This is a genomic window from Chromobacterium sp. FG89, from assembly GCF_057808735.1.
The window spans coordinates 1-22,812 of sequence record NZ_JBMDIQ010000039.1; the positions used below are offsets into that span (position 1 = coordinate 1).

General features: G+C 63.5%; 10 protein-coding genes. 3 read left to right on the forward strand and 7 right to left on the reverse strand.

Translation table 11 applies throughout. The features are described 5' to 3' along the window. Window positions 1-61 precede the first annotated feature (61 nt). Window positions 62-700 carry a hypothetical protein gene (locus tag ACODRW_RS23385; protein ID WP_488906815.1) on the reverse strand — a complete coding sequence of 213 codons (639 nt, stop codon included), beginning with the start codon at window positions 698-700 and terminating at the stop codon, window positions 62-64. 368 nt (window positions 701-1,068) lie between these two features. On the opposite strand from ACODRW_RS23385, the gene ACODRW_RS23390 reads away from it, so the two are divergent. Together ACODRW_RS23390 and ACODRW_RS23395 are read left to right on the forward strand one after the other, a co-directional pair. After that, the gene (locus ACODRW_RS23390; RefSeq protein WP_107798970.1) at window positions 1,069-1,491 is read left to right on the forward strand and encodes a hypothetical protein; all 423 of its coding nucleotides are present in this window, start codon (window positions 1,069-1,071) and stop codon (window positions 1,489-1,491) included. Between the two features lie 305 nt (window positions 1,492-1,796). Continuing rightward, complete coding sequence (locus tag ACODRW_RS23395) at window positions 1,797-2,789, forward strand: DUF2860 family protein (RefSeq protein WP_488906816.1); 993 nt, start codon at window positions 1,797-1,799, stop codon at window positions 2,787-2,789. Between the two features lie 52 nt (window positions 2,790-2,841). Here ACODRW_RS23395 and ACODRW_RS23400 read toward each other — a convergent pair whose 3' ends face one another. The 5 genes from ACODRW_RS23400 to ACODRW_RS23420 all read right to left on the reverse strand — a co-directional run bounded on the left by ACODRW_RS23400 (window position 2,842) and on the right by ACODRW_RS23420 (window position 16,033). Continuing rightward, window positions 2,842-3,672, reverse strand: coding sequence for a type III secretion system effector phosphothreonine lyase (locus tag ACODRW_RS23400; RefSeq protein ID WP_488906817.1), 831 nt, complete (start codon window positions 3,670-3,672; stop codon window positions 2,842-2,844). 435 nt (window positions 3,673-4,107) lie between these two features. Then, window positions 4,108-4,287 (reverse strand): hypothetical protein, encoded by a 180-nt coding sequence (locus tag ACODRW_RS23405; RefSeq protein ID WP_488906818.1) that lies wholly within the window; start codon window positions 4,285-4,287, stop codon window positions 4,108-4,110. Window positions 4,288-4,326: 39 nt separating this feature from the next. Next, complete coding sequence (locus tag ACODRW_RS23410) at window positions 4,327-4,749, reverse strand: hypothetical protein (RefSeq protein WP_081950458.1); 423 nt, start codon at window positions 4,747-4,749, stop codon at window positions 4,327-4,329. A 9-nt stretch (window positions 4,750-4,758) separates the two neighbouring features. Further along, entirely contained in the window at window positions 4,759-14,304 is a 9,546-nt protein-coding gene (locus ACODRW_RS23415; protein ID WP_488906819.1) for a hemagglutinin repeat-containing protein, read from the reverse strand. A 67-nt stretch (window positions 14,305-14,371) separates the two neighbouring features. Beyond that, window positions 14,372-16,033 carry a ShlB/FhaC/HecB family hemolysin secretion/activation protein gene (locus ACODRW_RS23420; protein ID WP_488906820.1) on the reverse strand — a complete coding sequence of 554 codons (1,662 nt, stop codon included), beginning with the start codon at window positions 16,031-16,033 and terminating at the stop codon, window positions 14,372-14,374. Between the two features lie 409 nt (window positions 16,034-16,442). Here ACODRW_RS23420 and ACODRW_RS23425 point away from each other — a divergent pair, with 409 nt between their 5' ends. Next, window positions 16,443-22,124, forward strand: a complete 5,682-nt coding sequence (locus ACODRW_RS23425) for an alpha-2-macroglobulin family protein (RefSeq protein WP_488906821.1) — start codon at window positions 16,443-16,445, stop codon at window positions 22,122-22,124. 119 nt (window positions 22,125-22,243) lie between these two features. Here the strand turns inward: ACODRW_RS23425 and ACODRW_RS23430 are convergent, their stop codons facing one another. Next, window positions 22,244-22,780, reverse strand: coding sequence for an AidA/PixA family protein (locus tag ACODRW_RS23430; RefSeq protein ID WP_488906822.1), 537 nt, complete (start codon window positions 22,778-22,780; stop codon window positions 22,244-22,246). Window positions 22,781-22,812: the final 32 nt, after the last annotated feature.

Genomic DNA, 22,812 nt, shown 5'->3' on the forward strand with positions numbered 1-22,812 from the left:
CAAGTCGTACGACAAGGAGGCGCAACGCGGGATCAGGGGTTTTGTTAGCGGGTCTAAGCGCCTACTCCGCCGGAGGCAGCCCTCGCTCACTGCCCGGCATCTCGCCGCGGCCGCCGCGCGGACCGCGCGCGACCCGCCCGCCGCCGCGGGAAAGCGTCCGCGGCGAATCATAGGCCGAAGCCGGGCGCTCCAGCCTGGCCTCCAACGCCCCGCCGCGCCAGGTCCACAGCATTGCGTTCAAGCGATTGCGCGCCTGACGCGCCCGCCATGCGCCGCCGTCCTCGTCCACCGTCATCGCCCCCTCCTGATTGCAGCTGGCCACCAGCGTCCAACTGCGCACCCGGTAGTCGCGCACTTGCAGCAGGCGGTAAGCCGGCGCGCATTCCGCATCGTCCGCGCGCAACAGCACCAGCACGTCCTCGCCGACGACGCGGGCGTCCGCGATGCGCACCCGGCGCCATTGCGCGTCCAGCGGCGCGACCAGTTGGCGATCATAGAATTTCAGTTCGAAGCGCCCGCCCAGCGAAGAGCGCAGCACCAGATGGTTGCCGGCCAGCGGCACATCCTGATGCACGAAAGCCAGCGCTTCCTGCAGATCCAGCCGGCGTTGGAGCGAACCATCGGCGGAACGCTGCTGCGAACAGGCGGACAAGACCAGCAACAGCGGCACGGCCCAGGCAAAGCGGCGAATCCTCGTCATGCCAGCCCTTTCACGGCATGGTTGCTGATCGTTCAATACTACCACCAATATTTCCAGCTCCGCCCGCCACCCCGGGTCCGCGCACCTCGGTCCGGGCGAAACGCCGCGCTTGCCTAGCACGCCGCGAGCCGGCAATAATGCGCCCGTGCTTGAGATTACAGGCACCGGGATTGAGAGCCCGTTCTGCAAAGATTCCCGGTTGTTCAGCGCAACCGGCGCCATTGCTGCGCCCATTTTTCGGCAAGCCGTGGCGGGGAGGCCTTCATGGTCTGCCGGGTCCTTTGCGCCGGTCTCTCAACCCTGTCACGTGCTCGCCATCCCGAATGAGAGCGGAGTCGCGGGCATGAACCTCGCAAAGGAGCCTCTTCATGAAACGCAATCACCCCCTTCGCCGCCGTTATCAGCCCGATCCCCAACCCCTGCCTTACCATGCGCTGCCCTTCGCCGCGCAACTGCCCGGCCAGGCCCGGCCCCACTGCTGGACAGTGCCGCCGCTGGCCGATCGCCGCCAAGCCTATCTGCTGGGACGGGAGTACGCGGGCCATTACCTCGTTTTCCTGCAAGACAACCCCGGCAGCGCGGATCGCTTCCTGCTGGCGCGCATTGCCGAAGACGTCGACTTCAGCGCCCCGGACGCGGCCAGCGCTTGCTGGACCGGCTTCTTCCATCTGATCGAGCAAGTGCTGACGCAAAGCATCGCGCCGCTGGACGTGTTCGAGTACATCGACCGGCTCAACACCTACGAGGCGGCGTTGCAGCGCCTCTTGCATCAAACTCCGCCACAAACTTAATATATGCACAAAAATAAACCGCTTTCCCCATCGCATCGGCAGCCTAGCCGCGGACCCGCTTAGTCCGCAAAGCGACAGTCTTTCCGGCTTGCGGGCGGCAGGCCCGCCGATGGCAATTCCGCAACAAGCCGCGGCTAAAACAAAGCGATCTCAGGCTTAATTTGCGGGGGAAGCGACATTTCGACCGGTCCCCGGCTTAATATGGACAGTCAATTCATTTTGCATAAACAAGCGACGCCCGCCATGCGTCTTGGCGCGGCGTCGGCGGAAACCATGGCAGCTCTTTTATTTTGAGGATGATGAATATGCGCACTATATGCGTAGGCTTGTCGGCTTTGTTGGCGGCTCAACTCGCAGTGGCGGACCCGATACCGGAAGAAAACGGTTTCTCCGGCAGCATCGGCCTGGGCGTGGGCGGCAACCGCGTCAAATCCAACCTCTTCAAGGGGGACAAAAACCAAAGAACCAACAGCCTGAACAGCGCGCCGGAATCCCATAACGACTCCTTCGCGCTGCCGGTGCTGGATCTCAGCTACACCTTCGCCGCCAGCCGCACCCAGATCGTGTTCGACAGCCAGATTCACGACCCGCTGGGCATGGACGACACCCTGGAATTGGGCGTGCGCCAGCAAGTGGGCAACAACGGCATCGTCTCCGCCGGCCTGCTCTACGGCGGCCTCAGCAAGAACACCTGGACCGATCCCTACCTCGTGGGCTCGGACCGCGACGGCACCAAGCGCAAATCCACCGGCCTGTTGCTGGGCTGGGAAAACATCATGGGCACCGGCTTCAAGGCCCAGCTGACCCAGCGCAACATCAAGATAGACGACGAGCGCAGCGGCCAGAGCGTGGCCGGCCTCAGCGCGGCGGACCGCGCCACGCTGAACCGCAACGGCGACGCCACCTTGCTGAAAGCGGGCTATGAATGGGCGTTCGCCCCCAATCAAACGCTGACCCCGGGTCTGAGCTGGGGCAAGGACAAGCTGGACGGCGGCGCGATGAGCAACAAGAGCTACGGCCTGAGCCTGGACTACGCCTACAGCAGCGACCTCAACACCTTCAGCGCCGGCCTGCAATTCCGCAAACAGCGCTTCGACCAGAGCAACCCGCTGTTCGGCAATAAAAAAGCCGACAGCAATGCCTACGCCGTCGACCTCAACTACCTGCGCCATCAGCTGTTCGGCGAGAAAGCGCTGTCCGCCTTCGTCAGCGCCGCCTACGGCAAATCCAACGCCGACATCAGCTTCTACGACGCCGAAATCCGTTCGCTGGGCGTAGGGCTGATTTACTCGTTCTAAAACCACCACGCGCCCCTGGCTGTTAAAGGGGCGCGACATGGCGGCCCCGGCCTTACTCCGTCATCAGCCGATAAAACGGCTCCTCGCGCAAGGCCTGGCTTTGCGCATCGCCGCCTTCCCTGCCGCTGCGCAATTCATTGCGGTAACTGGCGTAGCGCCAGTGTTCAGGACGAACATCGGACTCCGGATGCTGGCCCGGCTCAATGCCGTGCTCGGCCAAAGTCGTTTCCAGGCGCTCCACAAACTGGCGCACCTGGCTCAAACCCTGCGCGCTGTAATGAGAATCCGGGCCATCGGGCTTCACGTACAAAGTCAACTGCGCGCCCGCTCCTACTCGGGCCTCCGGCTCCACGCGCGCCATATCCGTCACTTTCCATTTATCAATCGGGCTGGACTCCGAAAACAACAAGCCGGACAGCGCTTGAAACGCCTGCGGCACCAAGTCCCGCTGCACGCTGAGATGGAATTTATCGCCGGCGAATTCACCCTGATTCTGCGCCTGCTCGCGCCGGGCATGCATGAACACATCCTGCCCGCCGCTGCTCAACATAAAGCCGTGGCTCATGCAGGCGAAACCGCTTTGCCGCATGCCGGCATAATCCGGAGCGTGCTGGGCCTCGCGAAAATCAGCGGGCGGCATCGCCCGCAACTGCTGCCGCAAGCCTTCCATATTGGCGCGAAGATGATCAGCACTGGACAGCGCTGGCGCACCGACGGCAGGCGTGCCCATATTCAAAGGAGAGAGATTCAGTTTAAGGCCGGGGCGTTGAATGGGCATGGTGGGAGCACACAGGGAAAAGCGCAGATGCGCGATGCCAGCACTTTCGCATAGGCTCCGGGGGGCGAGCTTGCAAAAACTGTTCAGCCTTCTGGGGGGCTTCAAATCTCAACAGCCACTCTCGCTCCTTGATCAGCAAATCTTGCAAATAGCGATCAAGACAAGCAAAAACCCGCGAACGCGGGTTGCTTTATTAACCACAACAAGAGGCCAAACAAAACCCTATGCCTTATGGCTCACCAACTTGACTTGAGTTTAATACTTCGATCGTAAACACTCCAGGCCGCTCATCAAAAATATAGTTCAAACTCGGCACCTTGCCATTAAAAATGGTAGACATGCGCATCAAACACCTCCCCGCGAATAAATGCCAGACATTTTGGATAACACTTTAGAAAGCAAGCCGGAGGCAAGCCCCGGAAATACATGCCAATTCAAACCAACATCCTCGACCAAGACATAAATACGACCTTCCGATGACTTCCTCAAGGCTATGTTCATTTCTACCTAACCACTTTACTTTCCAATAACCTACTCCACCTAATTGTTTTTGAAATGAAAAACAACCTCATAGCCCGCACCAAGCTCTTTTTGTAGCTTCTGCTGTAGCAAGATGCCGATACTCCAAAACGAAGCTTCATCTTGTGGATGAGGAAAGGCGGAGTTAGCTGGATACTCATCGCAGTCGGTCGACTGATACCAAGCCCCCCAATTTTCCACAGTTACAGTCTTGCCATTTAGTCCAATAAATCACATTGCCTAAGATTGCCTTGCTGGTTCATCATTTTCTAAAATATGCAACTCAAACCCTTGGGCCTCCACGTTAATTGAAACTGACGATGAAAAACCGTGGAGACTCCCTTCTAAAATATACTCTTTTAAGTCTTCAGTCACATTGCCTTCGTAGCTTGTGCACATAGGATCCCTCCAAAACAATTTCCCACCTTCACCCTTATGAATCAACGTCACTTGAAAATCGAATTTTCTCACTCCGGTAAATACAAGTTTACAATGCCCCACATACCCTTCGTCATTTACTCGGGAAAATTCATGATATAGCTCACGGCTAGGAGCCAGCCATTGGTTTACATAAATTTCCGCTGTTGAATCGAAAAATACATGAGCCCCATATTGACAGTTGTAAGTATCTATCTTATCCCAGCAATTTTTGAAAATTTTCACTTGCAATCCTTAGGGTTTTTTTACTAACACAACCGACTTCATTGGCGCCGTAAGTACTGAGCCATCCGTTCTCAAGAATGTCATACCTTGAAACTGGGGGAGCAGTGGGCCCTGATACTTAACTGACAAACCTAGTGCATCAAGCTGCACCTGCGTCGGCATATTGGTTAAATACTTATTAGCGGGAGTGCCATTAATAATAATCTCTCCTCCGGGCTGAGTGATACGAGCGGCCTCAGGTAAGTAATCCATCATAGAGCCGGTTCCTCCTGCGTTTGGTGGAATAAATGGATTATTCGCAACTACAGTTGCCTGGCTGTTACTGGGAATATTTGGCATCCTCATTGCATTTGACCCAACTGCATTTGGCGTTGTCGGCCCAACTGCCACTGCTCCTGGAACTTTGGCACCTGAAGCATCTGTAAACAATTCAACAGTGCCACCTTGCGTGATCGCAGGTTTTATCCCTGATCCAGGAACAAGTACAGTTCCACTTGGGGTAACCGTATCAACGACCAACGATCCGGACTTTGCAGTACCCTCAGAGGTAATTGCTTTCGGCCCCTTCAACCCTATCAACCAACCAAAATCACCAACCGCAAGTTTAACAACATCCAGAACCCCGCCATAACGCACGGCTGCATTACGTATTGCACCTCCGGCCATATCATTGGCGCACTCAACTGTGTTACATGTCAATCGTGCCTGTAGCAAGCTGTTTGCAACCTCAGTAACACACTGACTATCTGCCTTGCAAATTGAGGACACACTAGACATTGCATTATTCAATGCGGTATTGAATGCCTTTTGGTACTCTGGGCTAAAGTTATTTCGCCGATCACTTTCTTGAACCGCAACTTTAATTAAGTCATTTTCACACAATGACTTAGCTGCACCTGATTTCCCTCCACACTGAGTTGCAAGCTTTCTTCCCAAAGCATCAATTTCTTTGGGCTTTAGTGTATTGTTCTCTACCTCATTCTTCGCCGCCTGCGCACCCGTCAAGGCTCCAGCACTATCACCGCCTGCCAGCGAGCCCGCCAGGCTACCCGCCATCGTCGTCAGCGCGGAAATGGTCTGCTTCTGGGACTCGTTGAGATCCTCAACTTTTTTCCCAGGGTATAGCTGAGTTAACAGCAATTCTGCCACGATGGGAGCCGCTGCGCCGCCGGCAGCTCCTGCCGCCGCGCTCTCACCCTTCATTTGTGCCAGCGTCGCGCCCAACAAGGCATGCGCCATCACATTGGCTTCTTTATTGCCATCCGTCATTTTCTTGACCACGCCGGCCAGGTAAGGCGCGGCGGCGCCGCTGATGGCGGCTTGCACATTGCCGCCGGCCAGGCCTTGCAGCGCGGCGGTGGCGGCTTGGGCAGCACGCTGGAAGTCACTGTTGGCACCCCATTTATCCTGTAGCGCCCTGTACTTTTCGCTCTTCGCGTACTCGGGATTGCGCCGAACCTTCTCGTTTTCCTCCATCATCATCTCAGTGGCGACGATCTGGGTGGCTTGCGCGCCAATCTGTCCAATCAGCTGCGCTTCCTGCAGGCGGTTGAGCTCCTTCTCCTTGTCGAAGATCGGACTCAGGCCGTTGGCGGCGTGTTCGGCATCGCGGCTCAGGTCTTTCAGGTCTTGTTGCTGCTTGTCCTGGTCGCGGACCTTGATCACGCCTTCGCTGACCGCGGCGTAGGTGGTGGATTCGGCGTGGCCGCTGCTATTGCCGCCGCCCAGCACGCTGCTGGCGCCCTGGCTCATCAGCGTGCCTTTCAACGAGTCGGTGATGTTGCCGCCGCTGCTGATGCCGAAGCTTTGGCTCTCCACCTTGAAATCCGCCTGGTTGTGCTGATTGCTGAAGCCCAGCGTGCCGGTATCCAGCGTGTTTTTGTCCGCCTTGGCGGTGCTGGCGATCACCGCCCCATCCAGCTGGGTATGGCGGCCCACCTTGACGTCGAAGCCGCCCTGGCCGGCGTAGAGGCCGGTTTGCTCCTGCACGCTGACGAAGTCGCTATTGGCCTTTTGACGGCTGATGCTGATGGAGGCGCTGCCGTTCATGCTGCCGAAGGTGAAGCTGGCGCCGGCGGAAGCGTTGCTCTGCTCGCTGTGGTAGCGGTCCTGATCTTGCAGACTCTGCAGCGTCAGGTTGCGTCCTATGTCCGCCACCACGGTTTTGCCGCTGGCGCTGGCGCCGGTCAGGCTGGTATCGCGGCCGCTTTGCAGGTTCAGGGTGTCGCCGGCACTGAGCACGGTTTCGTTCCAGCGGCTGCCCTGGCCCTCTTCCTTGCCCCGGCCCTTGTTGGCGTTGGCGAAGATGGAGATGCCGGCGCTGCCATTGCTGACACCGATGCTGAGGCCGGCATTCCAGCCGCTGCTCTTGTTGCCGCCGCTTTGAGAGTCTTCATTGCGGCCGGCTTGCAGTTGCAAATCTCGCGCCGCGTCCAGCGTCAGGTCCTTGCCGGCCTTGAGACGGCCGCCGGTGACGCTGATGTCGCCGTCCTGCGCCTGGCCCTGGGCGTCTTTGGCCCCGCTGCCGGTGGCGGTCAAACTGAGGTTGCCGCCGGCGGTGAGCTGGCTGCCCTGGCTCTGGCTCTGCTGGCGCTGGCTGTGGGATTGGCTTTGCTGGTTGCCCACGGACAAGCTGATGCCGACAAAGCTTTGTTCCGCCGCTGGTTTCATCGCTTCCTGCTGGTAGGCCTGATAAGCCTGGTAGCCTGATAAACCGGCCTGAACGCCTTGCAACGCGGCCAGGCGGCCGCTGGCTTTTTTGCTGTCCTGCGCCTGCTGCACGGCGGTGTTGGCGGCGGCGCCCACCACGCCGGACAGCGCCACGGTGAGGCCGCTCTTGCTGGCTTCGTGCTTCTCGTCGCGCTGATAGCGGTTGGCCACGTCTTCCACGCGAATGTTCTGCGCTTGCACGTCGATGTCGCCGCCGGCAACCAGGTCGGAGCCCTTGATCAAGGCGTTGCGGCCGGCGTCGATATTGACCTTGCCCAGTACGCTGCCCACCGTGCTATTGGTTTGGCTGATGCTGGTTTCGCCCACCTGGTCTCGCTGTTTCTGGCTGCCGATGGTGAAGCCGATGCCGCCGCTGCCCAGCAGGCCGGATCGTTTAACGCTTTCGTCATGCTGCTGGTACTGGCGGTTTTCCGCTGTGGTGACGTTGACGTCGCGGCCGGCGACCAGGTCCACGTCATGAGTGGCGGCCACGCTGCTGCCGGCCACGGTCAGGTCCTGCCCGGCTTGCAGGCTGATGCTTTCGCCGGACAAGCTGCTGCCCTTGGCCAGCGTTTGCCGTTCATCAGTCTGGCTGAGGCTTTGCTTGCTGTTGGCCAGGTTTTTGCGAGTGCTGGCGGCTTGCTCCTGGAAGCTGTGGCTTTCTTCCGCCGCGCCCACGCGGATATCCCGCGCGGCGCTGAGTTTGAGGTCACCGTTGTCGCTGGCCAGTTCGCTGCCCTGCACGGTGAGGTCCGTCTTGCGCGCCTGGATGGTGACGCCTTGCTGGCCGCTGATTTGGCTGCCCTGCGCTTGCGTGTCGCGAATAGCTTGCTGGCGTTGGCTGCGGGTCTGGCCGATGTGATTGTTTTCGTAGTCGTCGATTTCCACATGGCGCTCCGTCGCTCCGATGTCCACTTGCGTGCCGGACAACAGCACCTGGCCCTGATCGCTGGCGACTCGGCTGCCTTGCACGCTCAGTTCCTGGCCGGCCACGGCGACCACGCCGGCTCCGCCGCTGAGCTGGCTGGCAATCAGCGTATCGGCCTGATAGCGCGCCTCTACCCGAGAGCTGGCGCTATCGGCGGTGAGCTTGGTGTTGTTGGTGGTTTTGTCCGCCTGCACCGTAAGCTTGTTGCCGGCGCTGACATTGAGTTGACCCTTGGCCTGGGCGCTGGAGCCGGTCAACGTCAGATCCTTGCCCGCGCTCAGGTTGAGCTTGCCGCCGGATTGCAGGCTGCTGCCCTGCGCGGTTTCCCACACGCCGCTGACGGTGGCGACGCCGCTGCCGCCCACGTCGGCGCCCAGCGTGGCGTCGCGGTTGCCCATGCTGCCGGCGATCAGATCCACGCTGCCTTCCTTGCGGCTGCGCGCGGCGCCCAAGGTCAAGTTGTTGCTGGCGCTGAGCGTCAGCTGTTCCGAGGCGTCCACCTTGGCGCCCTTCAAAACGATGTCCGCGCCGCTCAGGCTGACGTCCCGCCCGCTGACGGCGGCCTGCCGACCGGCGTTTTGCAGATCGGTGTCCAGCCTCAGGCTGTCCGCCAACAGCTTGACGGTGTCGGCCTGGATCAGGCCTCCGGTATTGCTCAGAACCTCCGCCTTGGCCACCAGGCTTTGGTCCGCCTGCAGCTTGCCGCTATTGCTCAGGCTGGCGGCGGACAGGCTGAGGTCTTTGCCGGCGATCACCGCGCCGTCGCCGCTGAGGCTCACGGTGTTGTGCGCCAGATAGACGGTGGGCACCAATACGGTTTGCGGGCCGTTGGCGGTGTTGACGGTTTCGCTGACCATCCAGACGATGTCTTGCTGCAAAGCGGCGATTTGCGCCGGGGTCAGCGCCACGCCGGTGGTCAGCCGGAAGTCCCTGGCCACGTTGACGCCCTGGTTCATCAGCGTCTTGAATTGTTCGGTGGCGTCCTCTCCGCGCAGAGACGGGCGGCCGGTCAGCGCCAGTATCTGGTCGCGCACCAGCTTTTGCTCGTAATAGCCGTCGCCCAGGCGCTTGTGCGCGCCCACCGGATCGTAGTTCAACTGCTTCAGCATGTAGTCGCTGCTGATGAAGTTGTTGTACTGGGTGAAGCGACTATCGGTTTCGATCAGATAGGAGGCCGTGGGGCTGGGGTTTTGCTGAAACAGCTGGTTGTTGGGCAGGCGGTCCAACAGGCCAGGCTGGCCTGCGCCGCCTTTGAGCGGACCGGCTTTCGCGCCGGCCGCGGCGGAGCCCGCGGCCGCTGCCACGTCTTGCTTGTCCCAGCGCGCCGGTTCCGCTTCCGCGGCGGCCTTGGCCGCTTCCGCCACGCTGACCTGGGCCGGATTGACGGTGACGTTTTCAATGCTGGGCGCGCGCACGCTGACGCCCTGATGACCGGCGATGGTGGCGTCTATGGTCTGCAAGGCCACCGTTTTGTCCTGGGTGTATGTGGGGTACCAGTGCCGCGTGTTGCGGTCGTAGTGGTCCGTGCCGGTTTCCTGGGTGCGCTCGTTGACGGAGTAAGCGCGGTTGATCACGCGCGCGTCGCCTCCGCCATTGTCCGCCCCGTTGATGGTGACGGCGCCGTTGGCGGCGATGCGGCTGGCGTCGTTCAGCAATTGCCCGCTGACGTTCACCGTCATATTGCCGCCGGCGCTCAGGCTGGCCACTTCGCCAACTGAGATCAGCTTGTCCCGGGTCTTGGTGCCGCTGGCGGAACGGTTGCGCAAGTTGAACTTGTTGCCGGGGTCGACAAAATCCAGCTCCAGCGGATTGATATGAATGGCCGGGTTCCATTGTTCGTTGCTGCCGGACCATACTTCGCGCCACACCGTGTGCTCATAGGGACAGGCGGCCCCTTGGAAGCAGCTGTAACCTTGGTAGAAGGTCATGTCGTAGCCGCCGCTGTCGTTCTTCTTGATGGCGTTGTAATTGACCCAGCGTTCCTGAGTGCCTTGAAAGCGGACCAGGGCCTGCTTCTTGGCTTCATTCACCTGCAGGATGGTGCCGTAACGCGTTTTGGCCGCTTCCGCGTCGTTGACGGGCAGGGATTTGGTCACCGCGGACCAATCCCAGCCGCCCACCCGTTCAAACACATCAAAGTAGTAGTTGTACTTGTACCAGCTATAGTTCTCGCTTTCCGCCGCGCGCTGGATATTGACGTGGGTGCGCTGGTTATTGAACCGGCCGGCGCTGATGGCAACATCGCCTTCGGCTTCTATCGCGGTGGAGATGTTTTCGATCAGGTCGCCGCTGCTCAGACTCAAAGCGCCGCCGCTGTAGATGTAGCCGCTGTCGCGGTTGCTCAGGCGGGTGCCGGCGTTGAGGCTCAGGCTGCGGGTGGCGGCCAGCACCGCCTGGCCGCCGTGGTTGTCGATGACGCCGCCGTTCACCGTGACGTCGCGGCCGCTGATCATGCCGCTGTTGTCCAGCGCCGCTGCGTTCAGCGTCAGTTGTTCCGCGTCCAGCCGGCCCTGGTTGACCGCCTGACCGGCGCTATTGATGTCTAGGCGGCCGCTGGCGGCCAGCTTGGCGCCCGCGGCGTTGCTGAAACTGGCCGCTTGCAGGCTGACGTTGCCGGCGCTGGCCCACTGGCTTTCGTTGCGCAGGCTGCCGCTGGTGCGGAAACTCAGCGTCCCCTGGCTGGCCAGCGTCTCGCCGTCGCGGAAAACGTAGTCCTGCTGCAAGTCCAGGCTGAGGCCGCTTTGCCCCGCCATTTTGCCGCCCTGGTTGCCCAATTGCCCGGCGGTCAGGCTCAGCGCCTGGCCGCTGTTCACCGCGCCGCCCTCGTTGTGGAGCCGGCTGGCGCTCAGCTTCTGATTGCGATTGGAGATCAGCTTGCCCTGGCGGTTGTCGATCTGACCGCTCAGTTCCGCCTCCAGCGCGCCGGTGGTTTGGATCTGGCCGTATTGGTTGTCGAAACTGCTCAGTCCCAGGCTGACGTCGCCCAGGCTCAGCAGGCTGCCGTAGCGGTTGCTCAGCGTACCGGCCTTGAGTTCCAGCGCGCCGCGGCTGTTTAGCAGGCCGCCGGCGTTGTCCACGGAGGCGGCTTGCAGCGCAAGCCCCTGGTCCGCCACGATCTTGCCTTGCTTGTTGTCCAGCGCGTCGCTGATGGTCAACCGCGCCGCGCCGCCGCTCTGCAGTTCGCCTTCCGCGTTATGCAGCCCCGCCAGTTGGTAATAAGCGTCGCCGCGGCTGATCAGCTTGCCTTGCTGGTTGCTCAGTTGGCCGCCGTCCACCGTCAGATCCATTCCGCTGCTGATCTGGCCGCGCCGGTTGTCCAGCTCGCCGGCGCGCAAGCGCTGGCCCTGGTCTGCCACCAGCTTGCCGTCCTGATTGTCCAGCAGACCGCTGGCGTCCAGCGCCAGATCGCCCAAGGTCTGGATCTGGCCGCCCTGGTTGTTAAGCCCGCCCAGCGTCAGCGTCAGGCCGTGCTGGCTGGCCGCCGCGCCGCCTTGATTGTCCATCTGGCCCGCCAGCACGGTGATGCGCTCGCCGCCCGCCAGGGTGCCTTGCCGATTGTTCAGCGCGCCGGCGTCCAGCCGCATCGCGCGCTGAGCGCTGATGCGGCCTTCCCGGTTGCCTAGTTCGCCTTGGACTCGCACGGCCAGAGCGCCGCCGCTTTGCAGCTTGCCGCCGCTATTGTCGAGCGCGGCCAGTTGGATATCTCCGTCTCCCAAGCTGACGATGCCGCCGCCCTGATTGCCCAAGACGCCCGCTCGCAGCGTCAGCGCTTGTCGGCTGCTGATCTCGCCGCCGCCGTTATTGAGGCTCGCGGCCTCTATCTTCTGGTCCCGGTTGCTCAGCAACTTGCCCGCGCTGTTGTCCAGCCCGCCATCGGAACGAAGGGTCAACGCGCTTTCGCTCTCCACCTTGCCGCCGGCGTTGTCAATCTCGCCCGCTTGCAGGCCAACGTCCGCGCCGCCGTGGATGGCGCCGGCCTGGTTGTTCAACTTGCCTGTCGCCTTGAGCGTCAGCGGCCCGACGCCGTCTATCCGCCCCCCTCGGCTATTGTCCAGCTGCGCCGTGTCCAGTTTCAAAGCGGCGCCAGACAGCAGCGCGCCGCCTCGGTTGTCCAGTTCCCGCTCCGTGGTCAGCGTTAAAGCGATGGCGCTTTGCACGGCGCCGCCGGCATTGTCCAAGCTGCCGGCGCTCAGGCTCAGGTCTCCGTTGCCGCCGATCAGGCCGCCCTGATTGCTCAGATCTTGCCGCACGCTCCAGGACTGCGCCGTGTCGCCCAAGGCCAGCAATTTGCCGCCGCCGTTGTCCAGCCGGCCAATGCTCAACGCCAGGCTGTCGGCCTCGATGCGGCCGCCGCGGTTATCCAGCAACTGGCCAATGCGGAAGTCGCCGCTGCCCTGGCCTATCTGCTCCCAAACGCCGCCCAGATTGTTGAGCGCGGCGGCGCTGGCCTGCCACTGGCCCGCTTGCAGCGTGGCCGCGTCGCTGTCGATCTGCCCGCCGGCCTGAACCACCAAGCGGCCGGTGTTCAAGCTGGCGCGGCTGAGGCCCAGCCCGTTCTCCGCCGTCAGCGTCACGCTATCGTTGGCACGCAGTTTGGCGTCGGCGGCCTTGATCGCCGCCGCGTTGAGGTCCAGGCTGGAGCCAGCCAGCGCGTGGCCGCTCAGTAGCAGGCTGTCGCCGGCTTTCAGGCTCAGCGCGCCTGTCGTGCCCACTTGTCCCTTGTCGTCGCTGCCGGCGGCGAAATCGCCGCTGGCGGCGATGCTGCGCGCCTTGACCGTGACATCGCCGGCCGCCGCCACGGTGCCGCTCTGGCGCAAGGCGGCGTCGCCGCTCAACTCCAGCTTGCCGCGGCTGTAGCTGGCGCCGTTGTGTTCGATGTCGCCGGCGGCGTGGTATTGGATGTCGCCGCCGTTCTGGCGGCCGCTCAGGGTCAGTTGACCAGCGCTGTCCAGCTTCAGCTGCTCGTCGCCGCTCAGTTGGCCGCTGCTGCGCACGCCGACACCGGCCTCGGTGGCCAGCAGGCGGATCTTGCCGGCGTACATGCCGCCCAGTTGCGCCACATCGATGGCGAAACCGGGCCGTCCGGCGCTGTCCGCCGCCAGAGCCTGGATGTTTTGGTGGTCGGCGCTGACGCGGCTGCGGCCGGCGCTGACGCTCAGTTGAGGCGCCCAGATGCCGGCCCGCACTTCCACCGCCCGCGCCATCAGGTCTGCGTACTCGGTGCTGCCGGCCTGCATGCCGGCGCCCTCGATGCGGATGGTGCCGCTTTCCACGCGGTAGCCGGCCAGGCTGCCGTCCGGGTTCAGTTCCGGACGGCCGGTGGTCAGGGTCATGCGCCCTGCATTGATGGTGCCGCAGCCGTCGCAGAGAATGCCGGAGGGGTTGGCCACGATGACCTGGGCGCGGCCGCCGGCCACTTCCAGGAAGCCGCGCAACTGGCTGGGGTAGGCGCTGTTGACCTCGTTGAGGACCACCCGCGCCGGTGCGGCCGGATTGAGGTTGGGGTTGCCCTGGATCCAGCCGCCCAGTTGGGTCTGCACGCTGGTGGCGCTGTTGTTGAGAATGGCCCCGCCCTTGTCGACGTCGAACTGGCTGTACTGGTTGCGCGACACTCCGGCGGCGCTGGGCGCCTGGATGTTCACTTGCGGCAGGCCGTTGGCGGTGTTGATCACGCTGGGGCGCTGCGCCGCCGGCGCGTTCGGGTCCGCCACGATGCCGCCGGCCAGCGCGGAAGTTCCGGCCAGCGCGCACCAGCAGGCCCAGACAATGCCGCGCAGGGTCACGCCTAAGCGCCGGCTTGCCGCCGCGGGCTCGGCGGAGCGGCCGCCGCCCGCGCCCATCGGCTTGACGATCTCGGCGACGGCCATGATCAGGCCCCGCGCGCGGTTGAAAATCAGACGGTAACAAAGACGGTTCATGACCAAAACTCTCGACAAGGACGAGGCCGTCAACGTAAAGCGTTGCCACCGGCCCCGAATTCAAAGATCAAAATTGCAGGTTCAGGCTGAAGCCCGAGGCGGCGCCGGTCTGGAAGCCGACGGGTTTCTGGATCGGCCAGCCGGTGAACATGTCGTAGGACAGACGCTTGAACAGGCTGCCGCGCATGCCGACTGCGCCGCCGGCCAGCTGCCGGCCTATCAGCTGGCTGCTTGCGACCCCGCCGACGCATCCCAGATCCAGGCCCAGATACAGTTCCTGCCCGCTGGGGCCCATTGCCCAGGACAGCTCGTTGCGCCACAGCCAGCCGCGCTCGCTGGACAGGCTCAGATCACCGTCGAAGCCGCGCACGGTGTAGCGTCCGCCAATGGCGAAGCGGTCCTGCGGCACTAGCGCGCCCTTGCTCCACTGCCCGCGCCATTGGCTGTTGAGCCGCAGCTTTTGCGCGCCGATTTGCAGCGGCTGGGTATAGCTCAGGTCCGCGGTCACGATGCTGGCCCGAGAGCCGCCGTTGCCCGTTTCTTCCTCCGGCGCGGGCAAGGCGCCCAGCATGCCGGTGCCGCGCCGCCAGTTGAGGCCGGCGTCCAAGGTGGCGTCGCCCAGATAAGAACGCTGGTTCAGCCCCAGTTCCCAGCCGGCAGTCTGCCGATGCTGCAGGCGGATTTCCGTGTCTTCGACGAAATTGCGCGATTTGCGCTGGTAGGCGCGCAGGCTGAGCGTGGTCTTGTGCGCCTGGCTGCGATACACCACTCGCGACAGGCTTAGCTGGCTGTTCTCGCTGTCGCCTCGGTATAGGTATTTCTCGTTGGCGCCGGCTATGGTCTGGTGGTAGCGGTAATCGTTGAGGGTCAGGCCCAGCTGCCAATAACCCAGGGGCAGCGAGTAATGCAGCGAGCGGCTTTTGGAGCCCAGCGGGTCATGCTGGAACAAATCCTTGCCCTGACTGTAATAGAACAGATCATTGACGGTGAGCAGATTGTCCAACGACAAGGTGGCGCTGCCCTGGTAGCGGCCGGTGGCGTCGCTGCCGCCGTCGTCCAGGCTCAAGGACAGGCGGATGGGCAAGGTTTCTTTCCAGACGATCACCAGATCGCTTTCGCCGTCGGCGCCGGCCGGTTCGATCTGGATGTCGGCGTCCGCCGTCGGCACCCGTTTGAAGTTTTCCAGCGCCTGTTCGATATCGCGCAGATTGAGCACGTCGCCCGGCCGCGCCGGCCGCGCGTTGAACCAGCGCGCGCGCCGCGAGGCGGGCTCGGCGAAGCGGATCGCATGAATGCGGCCGGGGATCAGCGTCAACGTCAACACGCCCGGCTTCAAGTCCTGAGGCTTGACCAGCACCCGGGTGGTGACGTAGCCCTGAGCGATCAAGGCGTTCTGCACCCGCTTCATCGCCAGGTTCACCCCTTGCGCGCCCAGACAGCGGCCGGCGGCGTCGGCGGCGGCCAGCGCCCACCGGAAACGCTCGGACAGTTCACCCTCCAGCCTAAGCTCGCGGATGACGAAGCATGGAACTTCGCCAATGGGATAGTCCGCCAGCGCATCGGCCTGGCGCGGCAGGCGCACATCGGGCGCCGCCGGCTGCGCTTGCTCTTGCAGCGTCCGTTCGCGTTCTTGTTGCAAAATCAGCTGTTGATCAGGGGACGGCAACTCCGCCGGCAGTTTCGCCCAGGCCGGCGCGGCCAGGCAGAGCGCGCTTAGCGATGCGAGCAAGGCCCCGGTTGGCCGCTTGCACAGGCAGGCCACCGGCTTTAATTGAAAGTGCGACACTTAGAATGCGTTTTTTCTTGAAAGTGGGCGATTCTATGACAAACACCACTCAAGCCCATCCGTATAACTACGTAATTCGCGGATGTGAATCTTCACGCCAGGCATTCAAAACATTTTGTTTTCATTAGGAATATCAAATAAAAATCATTATCGCCGCGTCTCACCCCACCCTCCCAGCCGGCTTGGCCGGAAAGTGAAAATCACGAAAATCTGAAATTCCTTCAAACCCGCTCCACCCATGATCAAAAGGCCCGGCCGTCGCCGGTCTTTTTTACATCTAGCGCTTACATCTCTTTCCTTGCCGCCGCTCCTGCCGCGTATAATTGCGATGGTATTTTCCGGAGCCTCGTCCATGTCTTTGCCATTCCGCCTTGCGCCCGCGCTTTTGGGTTTCGTCGGCGCCGCCGCTCTTGCCGCCGGCGTCACCACCTTCAGCCCCCAGGGCGAAGTCAAAGAAGTGCAGCAGGTGCGCGTCACTTTCAACAGCAGCATGATTCCGCTGGGCAATAGCGCCGCGCCGGCGCCGTTCGCCTGGAGCTGCGGCCTGAAAGCCAAGGGCCATTGGGTGGACGATAAGACCTGGGTGCTGGACGTGTCGGAAACCCCGGCCGCCAATACCGACTGCCGCTTCACGCCCAAGCCCGGCCTCAAGGACCTGCAGGGCAAGGCCGTGGACGCCGGCCTGAGCTTCCGTTTCTACACCGGCGCGCCGGTAGTGGTGGAACGCTGGCCGCGCAACGGCCGCATCGAGGAAGACCAGGCCTTCGTGCTCCAATTCAACGGCGTCGGCGTGCCGGCCTCGTCCTTGTATTGCCAATCCTCCAGCCTGCCGGAACGCATCCCGGTCCAGCCCCTGCCGGCCGGCGAGCGCGCGGCGCTGCTCAAGCATCTGAAACTGGAACAACAATCCGCCAAGGTGCTGACGCTGCGCTGCGGCCAGCGCCTGGCGCCGGACAGCAAGCTCACCCTGGTGCACCTGCGCGGCGCGGCCGCGCCGGACCGGCTCAACTACCAAGTACGGCCGCCGTTCACCGCCAGCATGAGCTGCCTGCGCGAGAACGCCAAAGGCGCTTGCATCCCGTTCAAGCCCATCACCCTCAACTTCAGTTCGCCGGTGCCGGAAAAGCTGGCGATGGCGGTGCGCCTGAGCGGCGCCGGCGCCGAACGCGCGCCCCAGGCAGAAGCACGCGGCAAGGGCGAGCCGGTGGACAGCATCAGCTTCGCGCCGCCGTTCCCGCCCTTGGAAACGCTGACGCTGAAGCTGCCCAAGGACTTTGGCGACGAGGTGGGCCGGCCGCTGGTCAACGCCGAGCGTTTCCCGCTGGCCATCAAGCTGGCCGACTATCCGCCGCTGGCCAAATTCGCCGCCGCGCCGTTCGGCATCATAGAGTCCGGCGCGGACGCGGCGCTGCCCATCACCCTGCGCGGGGTGGAGGGCGATCTCAACATCAAATCCGTGCAATTGGGCGGCCAGGCGCTGCGGCTGAACAAAGACCAGGACATGATGACCTGGCTGGCCAAGGTGCTGCGCTATCACGAGAGCGCCCTGCCCGCCGGCAAGGACAAGACCATAGAAAGCCGTCGCTTGTCGCTGCTGGCCAAGGAGCCAGCCGCCCAGCCGCTGAAGCTGCCCAGCCAGCCGGACAAGCAGGGCAAATGGCCGTTCGAAGTGGTGGGCATCCCCCTGCCCAAGCCCGGCCTCTACGTAGTGGAAGTATCGTCGCGGCTGCTGGGCAAATCCCTGCTGGCCAGCACCAAGCCCATGTATGTGCGCACGGCCGCGCTGGTCACCAATATGGCGGTGCACTTCAAAAGCTCCAAGGAAAACGCCGCGGTGTGGGTGACCACGCTGGACAAGGGCAAGCCGGTGCCGGCCGCCCGCGTCAACATCTACGATTGCAAGGGCAATGCGCTGTGGTCCGGCAAGACCGACGCCAAAGGCGTGGCCGCGGTCAAATCCGTGCTGCCGGCCGGCGAGTGCGACAACGAGGAGCTGTCCGGCCTCTTCATCACCGCCGCCGCCAAGGACGCCAAGGGCAACGACGACGTGTCCTTCGTGCGTTCCAGCTGGAACCGCGGCATCGAATCCTGGCGTTTCCCCTTCCCCACCCAGTGGAGCGACAGCCCCAACATCCTGGCCCACACCATCTTGGACCGCGCCTTGTTCCGCGCCGGCGAAACCGTGTCGATGAAGCACCTGCTGCGCACCCAGGTCAGCCGCGGTCTGGCCCAGCTCAAGCCCGGCCAGTTGCCGCAGCAATTGCGCATCGTCCACGACGGCAGCGGCGACGAAATCAACCTGCCGCTGAGCTGGCGCAACGGCCGCTACGCGGAGAGCAGCTACGCGCTGCCCAAGGAAGCCAAGCTGGGCGAATACACGCTCTACCTGGAACGCAAGGGCGCGCGCGGTCCGGACGACAAGGACAAACCGTCCAGCCCGGAGCTGGACGGCTACTCGCTGCGCAGCGGCGGTTTCCGGGTGGAGGAATTCCGCCTGCCCACCATGACCGGCCGCATTTCCACGGTGAAGAACGCCGGCATCGCCCCCAAGCAGCTGCCGCTCAATGTGTCCCTGTCCTGGGGCAACGGCGGCCCGGCCAAGGGCTGGCCGGTGGAAGTCAGCGCCATGCTGGCCGACGCCTATCAGCGCATCAAGGGCTATGAGGCTTACAGCTTCTCGCCGCCGCAGCGTCAGCGCGATCAGGCCGAATCCTCGCTGGACGGCAAGGTGCTGCTGGACAAGTCCGCGCTGCAACTGGACGCCAACGGCAACGGCAAGGCCACGCTGGACAAGCTGCCCAAGCTGGACCGCCGCTACGACCTGGTCACCGAGGCCGCCTACCGCGACCCCAACGGCGAAGTGCAAACCCTGACCCGCCGCATTCCGCTGTGGCCTGCCGGCCTGCAAGTGGGCATCAGCGTGGACAGTTGGATCACCGCCGGCCGCGCGCTGCAGCTCAAGGCCGTGGTGCTGGACACCGCCGGCAAGCCGCTGGCCGGCAAGAACGTCAAGATCAGCCTGCGCGAACACCGCTACCTGTCCAGCCGCAAGCGGCTGGTGGGCGGCTTCTACGCCTGGGACCACAATGAGGAAACCGACGACAAGGGCAAGGTGTGCAGCGGCAGCACCGACGGCCGCGGCCTGATGTTCTGCGAAATCAACCTCAAGGACGCCGGCGATATGGAGTTGATCGCCGAAGCCGCCGACGACAACGGCAATCTGGCGCAAAGCGCGCAATCGGTGTGGGTCAGCAAGCACGACGAGCTGTGGTTCGACGTGGACAACAACGACCGCATCGACATCCTGCCGGAAAAAATCAGCTACGCCCCCGGCGAAACCGCCCGCTTCCAGGTGCGCATGCCCTTCCGCAAAGCCACCGCCTGGCTGGCGATAGAGCGCGAAGGCGTGATCGAAACCCGAGTGGTGGAGCTGGAAGGCAAGAACCCGGTGATCGAGCTCAAGGTCGAGCCGGGCTGGACCCCTAACGTCTACGTCTCGGTGCTGGCGGTGCGCGGCCGCGTACGCGAAGTGCCGTGGTACTCCTTCTTCACCTGGGGCTGGAAAACCCCGAGCGAATGGTGGGACGCTTATTGGAACGAAGGCGGCGATTACACCCCGCCCACCAGCATGGTGGACCTGTCGCGGCCGGCCTTTAAATACGGCATCGCCGAAATCCAGGTGGGCGACGCCGCCAAGCGGCTGGACGTGACGGTGAGCCCGGCGCGCAAGAGCTACGGCATCCGTGAAACCGCCGACGTGAGCATCCAGGTCAAACTGCCCGGCGGCAAGCCGGCGCCGGCCGGCACTGAAGTGGCCTTCGCCGCGGTGGACGAGGCGCTACTGGAATTGCAGCCCAACCGCAGCTGGGAACTGATGCAGGCGATGTACCAGCGCCACAGCTACGGCGTGGAAACCGCCACCGCCCAACTGGAAGTGGTGGGCAAGCGCCATTACGGCCGCAAATCGCTGCCGCCGGGCGGCGGCGGCGGCAAGGCGCCCACCCGTGAACTGCTGGACACCCTGCTGCTGTGGCAGCCGCGCGTGGTGCTGGACGCCAACGGCAGCGCCCGCGTCAAAGTGCCTATCAACGACGCGCTGACCCGCTTCCGCCTGGTGGCGGTGGCCGACGCGGGCAATGATCTGTTCGGCACCGGCGAAGCCGGCTTCAACGTCACCCAGGACCTACAACTGAGCTCCGGCATCCCGCCGCTGGCGCGCGAAGGCGACCAGTTCAGCGCCGGCGTCACCGTGCGCAACGGCGGCGACAAGCCGCTCAAGGTCAAGGTCCAGGCCGGCGCGCCCGGCCTGCCGGACTTGCCGCCGCAGGAGATCAGCCTGCCGGTGGGCGAGGCGCGGCTCTTGAGCTGGCCGGTGACGGTGCCCAACGACGTCAAGGAACTGAAATGGAGCTTCAGCGCTCAGCAAGTGGACGGCAAGGCCGCCGACAAGCTGGCGGTGCGCCAGGAAATCGAGCCGGCGGTGCCCATCACAGTGGAGCAGGCCACGCTGCAACGCGTGGAGCCGGAACTGAGCATCCCCGTCGCCTTGCCGCCAGGCGCCCTGCCCGGCCGCGGCGGCATCCGCGTCAGCCTGCAGGCCAAGCTGGGCAATGAACTGCCCGGCGTGCGCCGCTGGTTCCAGGACTACCCCTATGTCTGCCTGGAACAGCGCAGCTCGGTGGCGCTGGGTCTGGCCGACGCCAAGCGCTGGGATCAGCTGATGAGCGAACTGCCGCTGTATCTGGACGGCAGCGGCCTCGCCGCCTACTTCCCGCTGGCCGAAGGCGCGCCGGATCGCGGCAGCGACATCCTCAGCGGCTATCTGCTGGCCGCCGCCCACGAAGCCGGCGTCGCCATCCCCGAAGCCCAGCGCGCGCGGCTGCTGGACGGCCTGTCCGCCTTCGTCGAGGGCCGGATCAAGCGCGATCTGCCGCTGGGCCGCCAGGACGCAGACGCCCGCCGCCTGAGCGCAATGGAAGCGCTGGCGCGCTACGGCCGCTTCCGCCCGGCCATGCTGGACGTGCTGGACCTCAACCCGCAGAAGATGAGCACCGCCATGCTGGTGGACTGGCTGGCGCTGCTGAACCGCGCAGCGGACATCCCGCAGCGCGCCGCGCGGCTGAGCGAGGCGGAAAACCTGCTGCGCGCGCGGCTCACCTACCAGGGCACGCGCATGGGCTTCAGCACCGAGGCCAACGACAACGCCTGGTGGCTGATGGGCAGCGCCGACGTCAACGCCGCCAAGCTGCTGCTGACGGTGCGCAAGCTGCCGGGCTGGCAGGCGGATATGCCGCGCCTGCTCACCGGCCTGCTGGGGCGTCAGCAAAAAGGCCATTGGGGCACCACCACTTCCAATCTGTGGGGCAGCCTGGCCGTCGCGCAATTCTCGCGTCAGTTCGAAACCACGCCGGTCAGCGGCCAGACCAGCGCCGCGCTGGGCGGCGCCAAGCTGAACCTGGGCTGGCCGCAGGAAGGCGTCAAGGCGCTGGGCCTGCTGCCCTGGCCCGCGGGCGCCGGCAGCCTGCAGCTCAAGCACGCCGGCGGCGGCGCGCCGTGGGCCACGGTGCAGGCCGAGGCCGCCATCGTGCTCAAAGCCCCGCGCTACGCCGGCTACAGCATCAAGAAAACGCTGAGCCCGGTCAGCCAGAAAACCAGCGGCCAGTACCAGCCCGGCGACGTGGTCAAGGTCACGCTGGAGATCCAGGCGCAAAGCGATATGACCTGGGTGGTGGTCAACGACCCGATCCCGGCCGGCGCCACCATCCTGGGCTCCGGCCTGGGTCGGGATTCCGCGATCAACGCCAAGGCGGACAACGACGGCGACCCCGCCGACTACGTAGAGCGCCGCTTCTCCGGCTACCGCGCTTACTACGGCTACGTGCCGCGCGGCGGCCTGAAAGCCAGCTACGCCATGCGTCTGAACAACCCCGGCGCCTTCAAGCTGCCGCCGACGCGGGTGGAAGCGCTGTACGCGCCGGACGTGTTCGGCATGTTGCCCAACTCGGTGTTCAAGGTAGGAAAAGGGGAAAATTAAGCCGGCGCCCCCTCTTTGGCCAATGTCAAAGAGGGGGCGCCGCAAGCGGGCAATGCCTCATGCCCGCGCGTCGACCGCTTGCGTTCAAGGCAGCGGTCGCCGCCTCCGGCAGCCGCCGCTTACGGAATGACGATGGACACGCTGAGCACGCGCGTTCCCAGCCTTTCTCCATGGGAGCCGTCAGACTTGGGGCGGCCGTAGAGATGGAGCGTGATGCGGAAATCTTCTCGGCCAGAGTCCGTCACATCATGAGTCCAGTAAAGAAACGATGCTTTTTCAGCATGGAGCCGCTCCATATTGATTTCGGAAGTGGCGGCATCCTGCTCGGGCAGCAACTGTCCTCTTTTGCAGAGGCATGGAGCGGTGATCGAGGTGGCTGCTTGCCCTCCAACGCGGTCAACGGCATAGGGGATGATGCCCATCCCCTGACTTGGAGAGGCGCTCGCGCCATACCAGCGTATCGTATTCCCCACCCTGGCATCGGGCAGAGACAATAGGAGCAGACCATTCTGTAAACGCTCCTCGACTAGGGTATGACTGGAAAACACCCGTACCGCGCCTTCATTGACCGCTGCGGGCGAATCCTCCTGCAGACCCAAGACGTTTTGCGGCACGTCCGGTTGCAGCGCCAGGGTCAAGTCGATAACCGGATTCATAATTCATCCTTACAATAGGTGAAGTGGGGGGG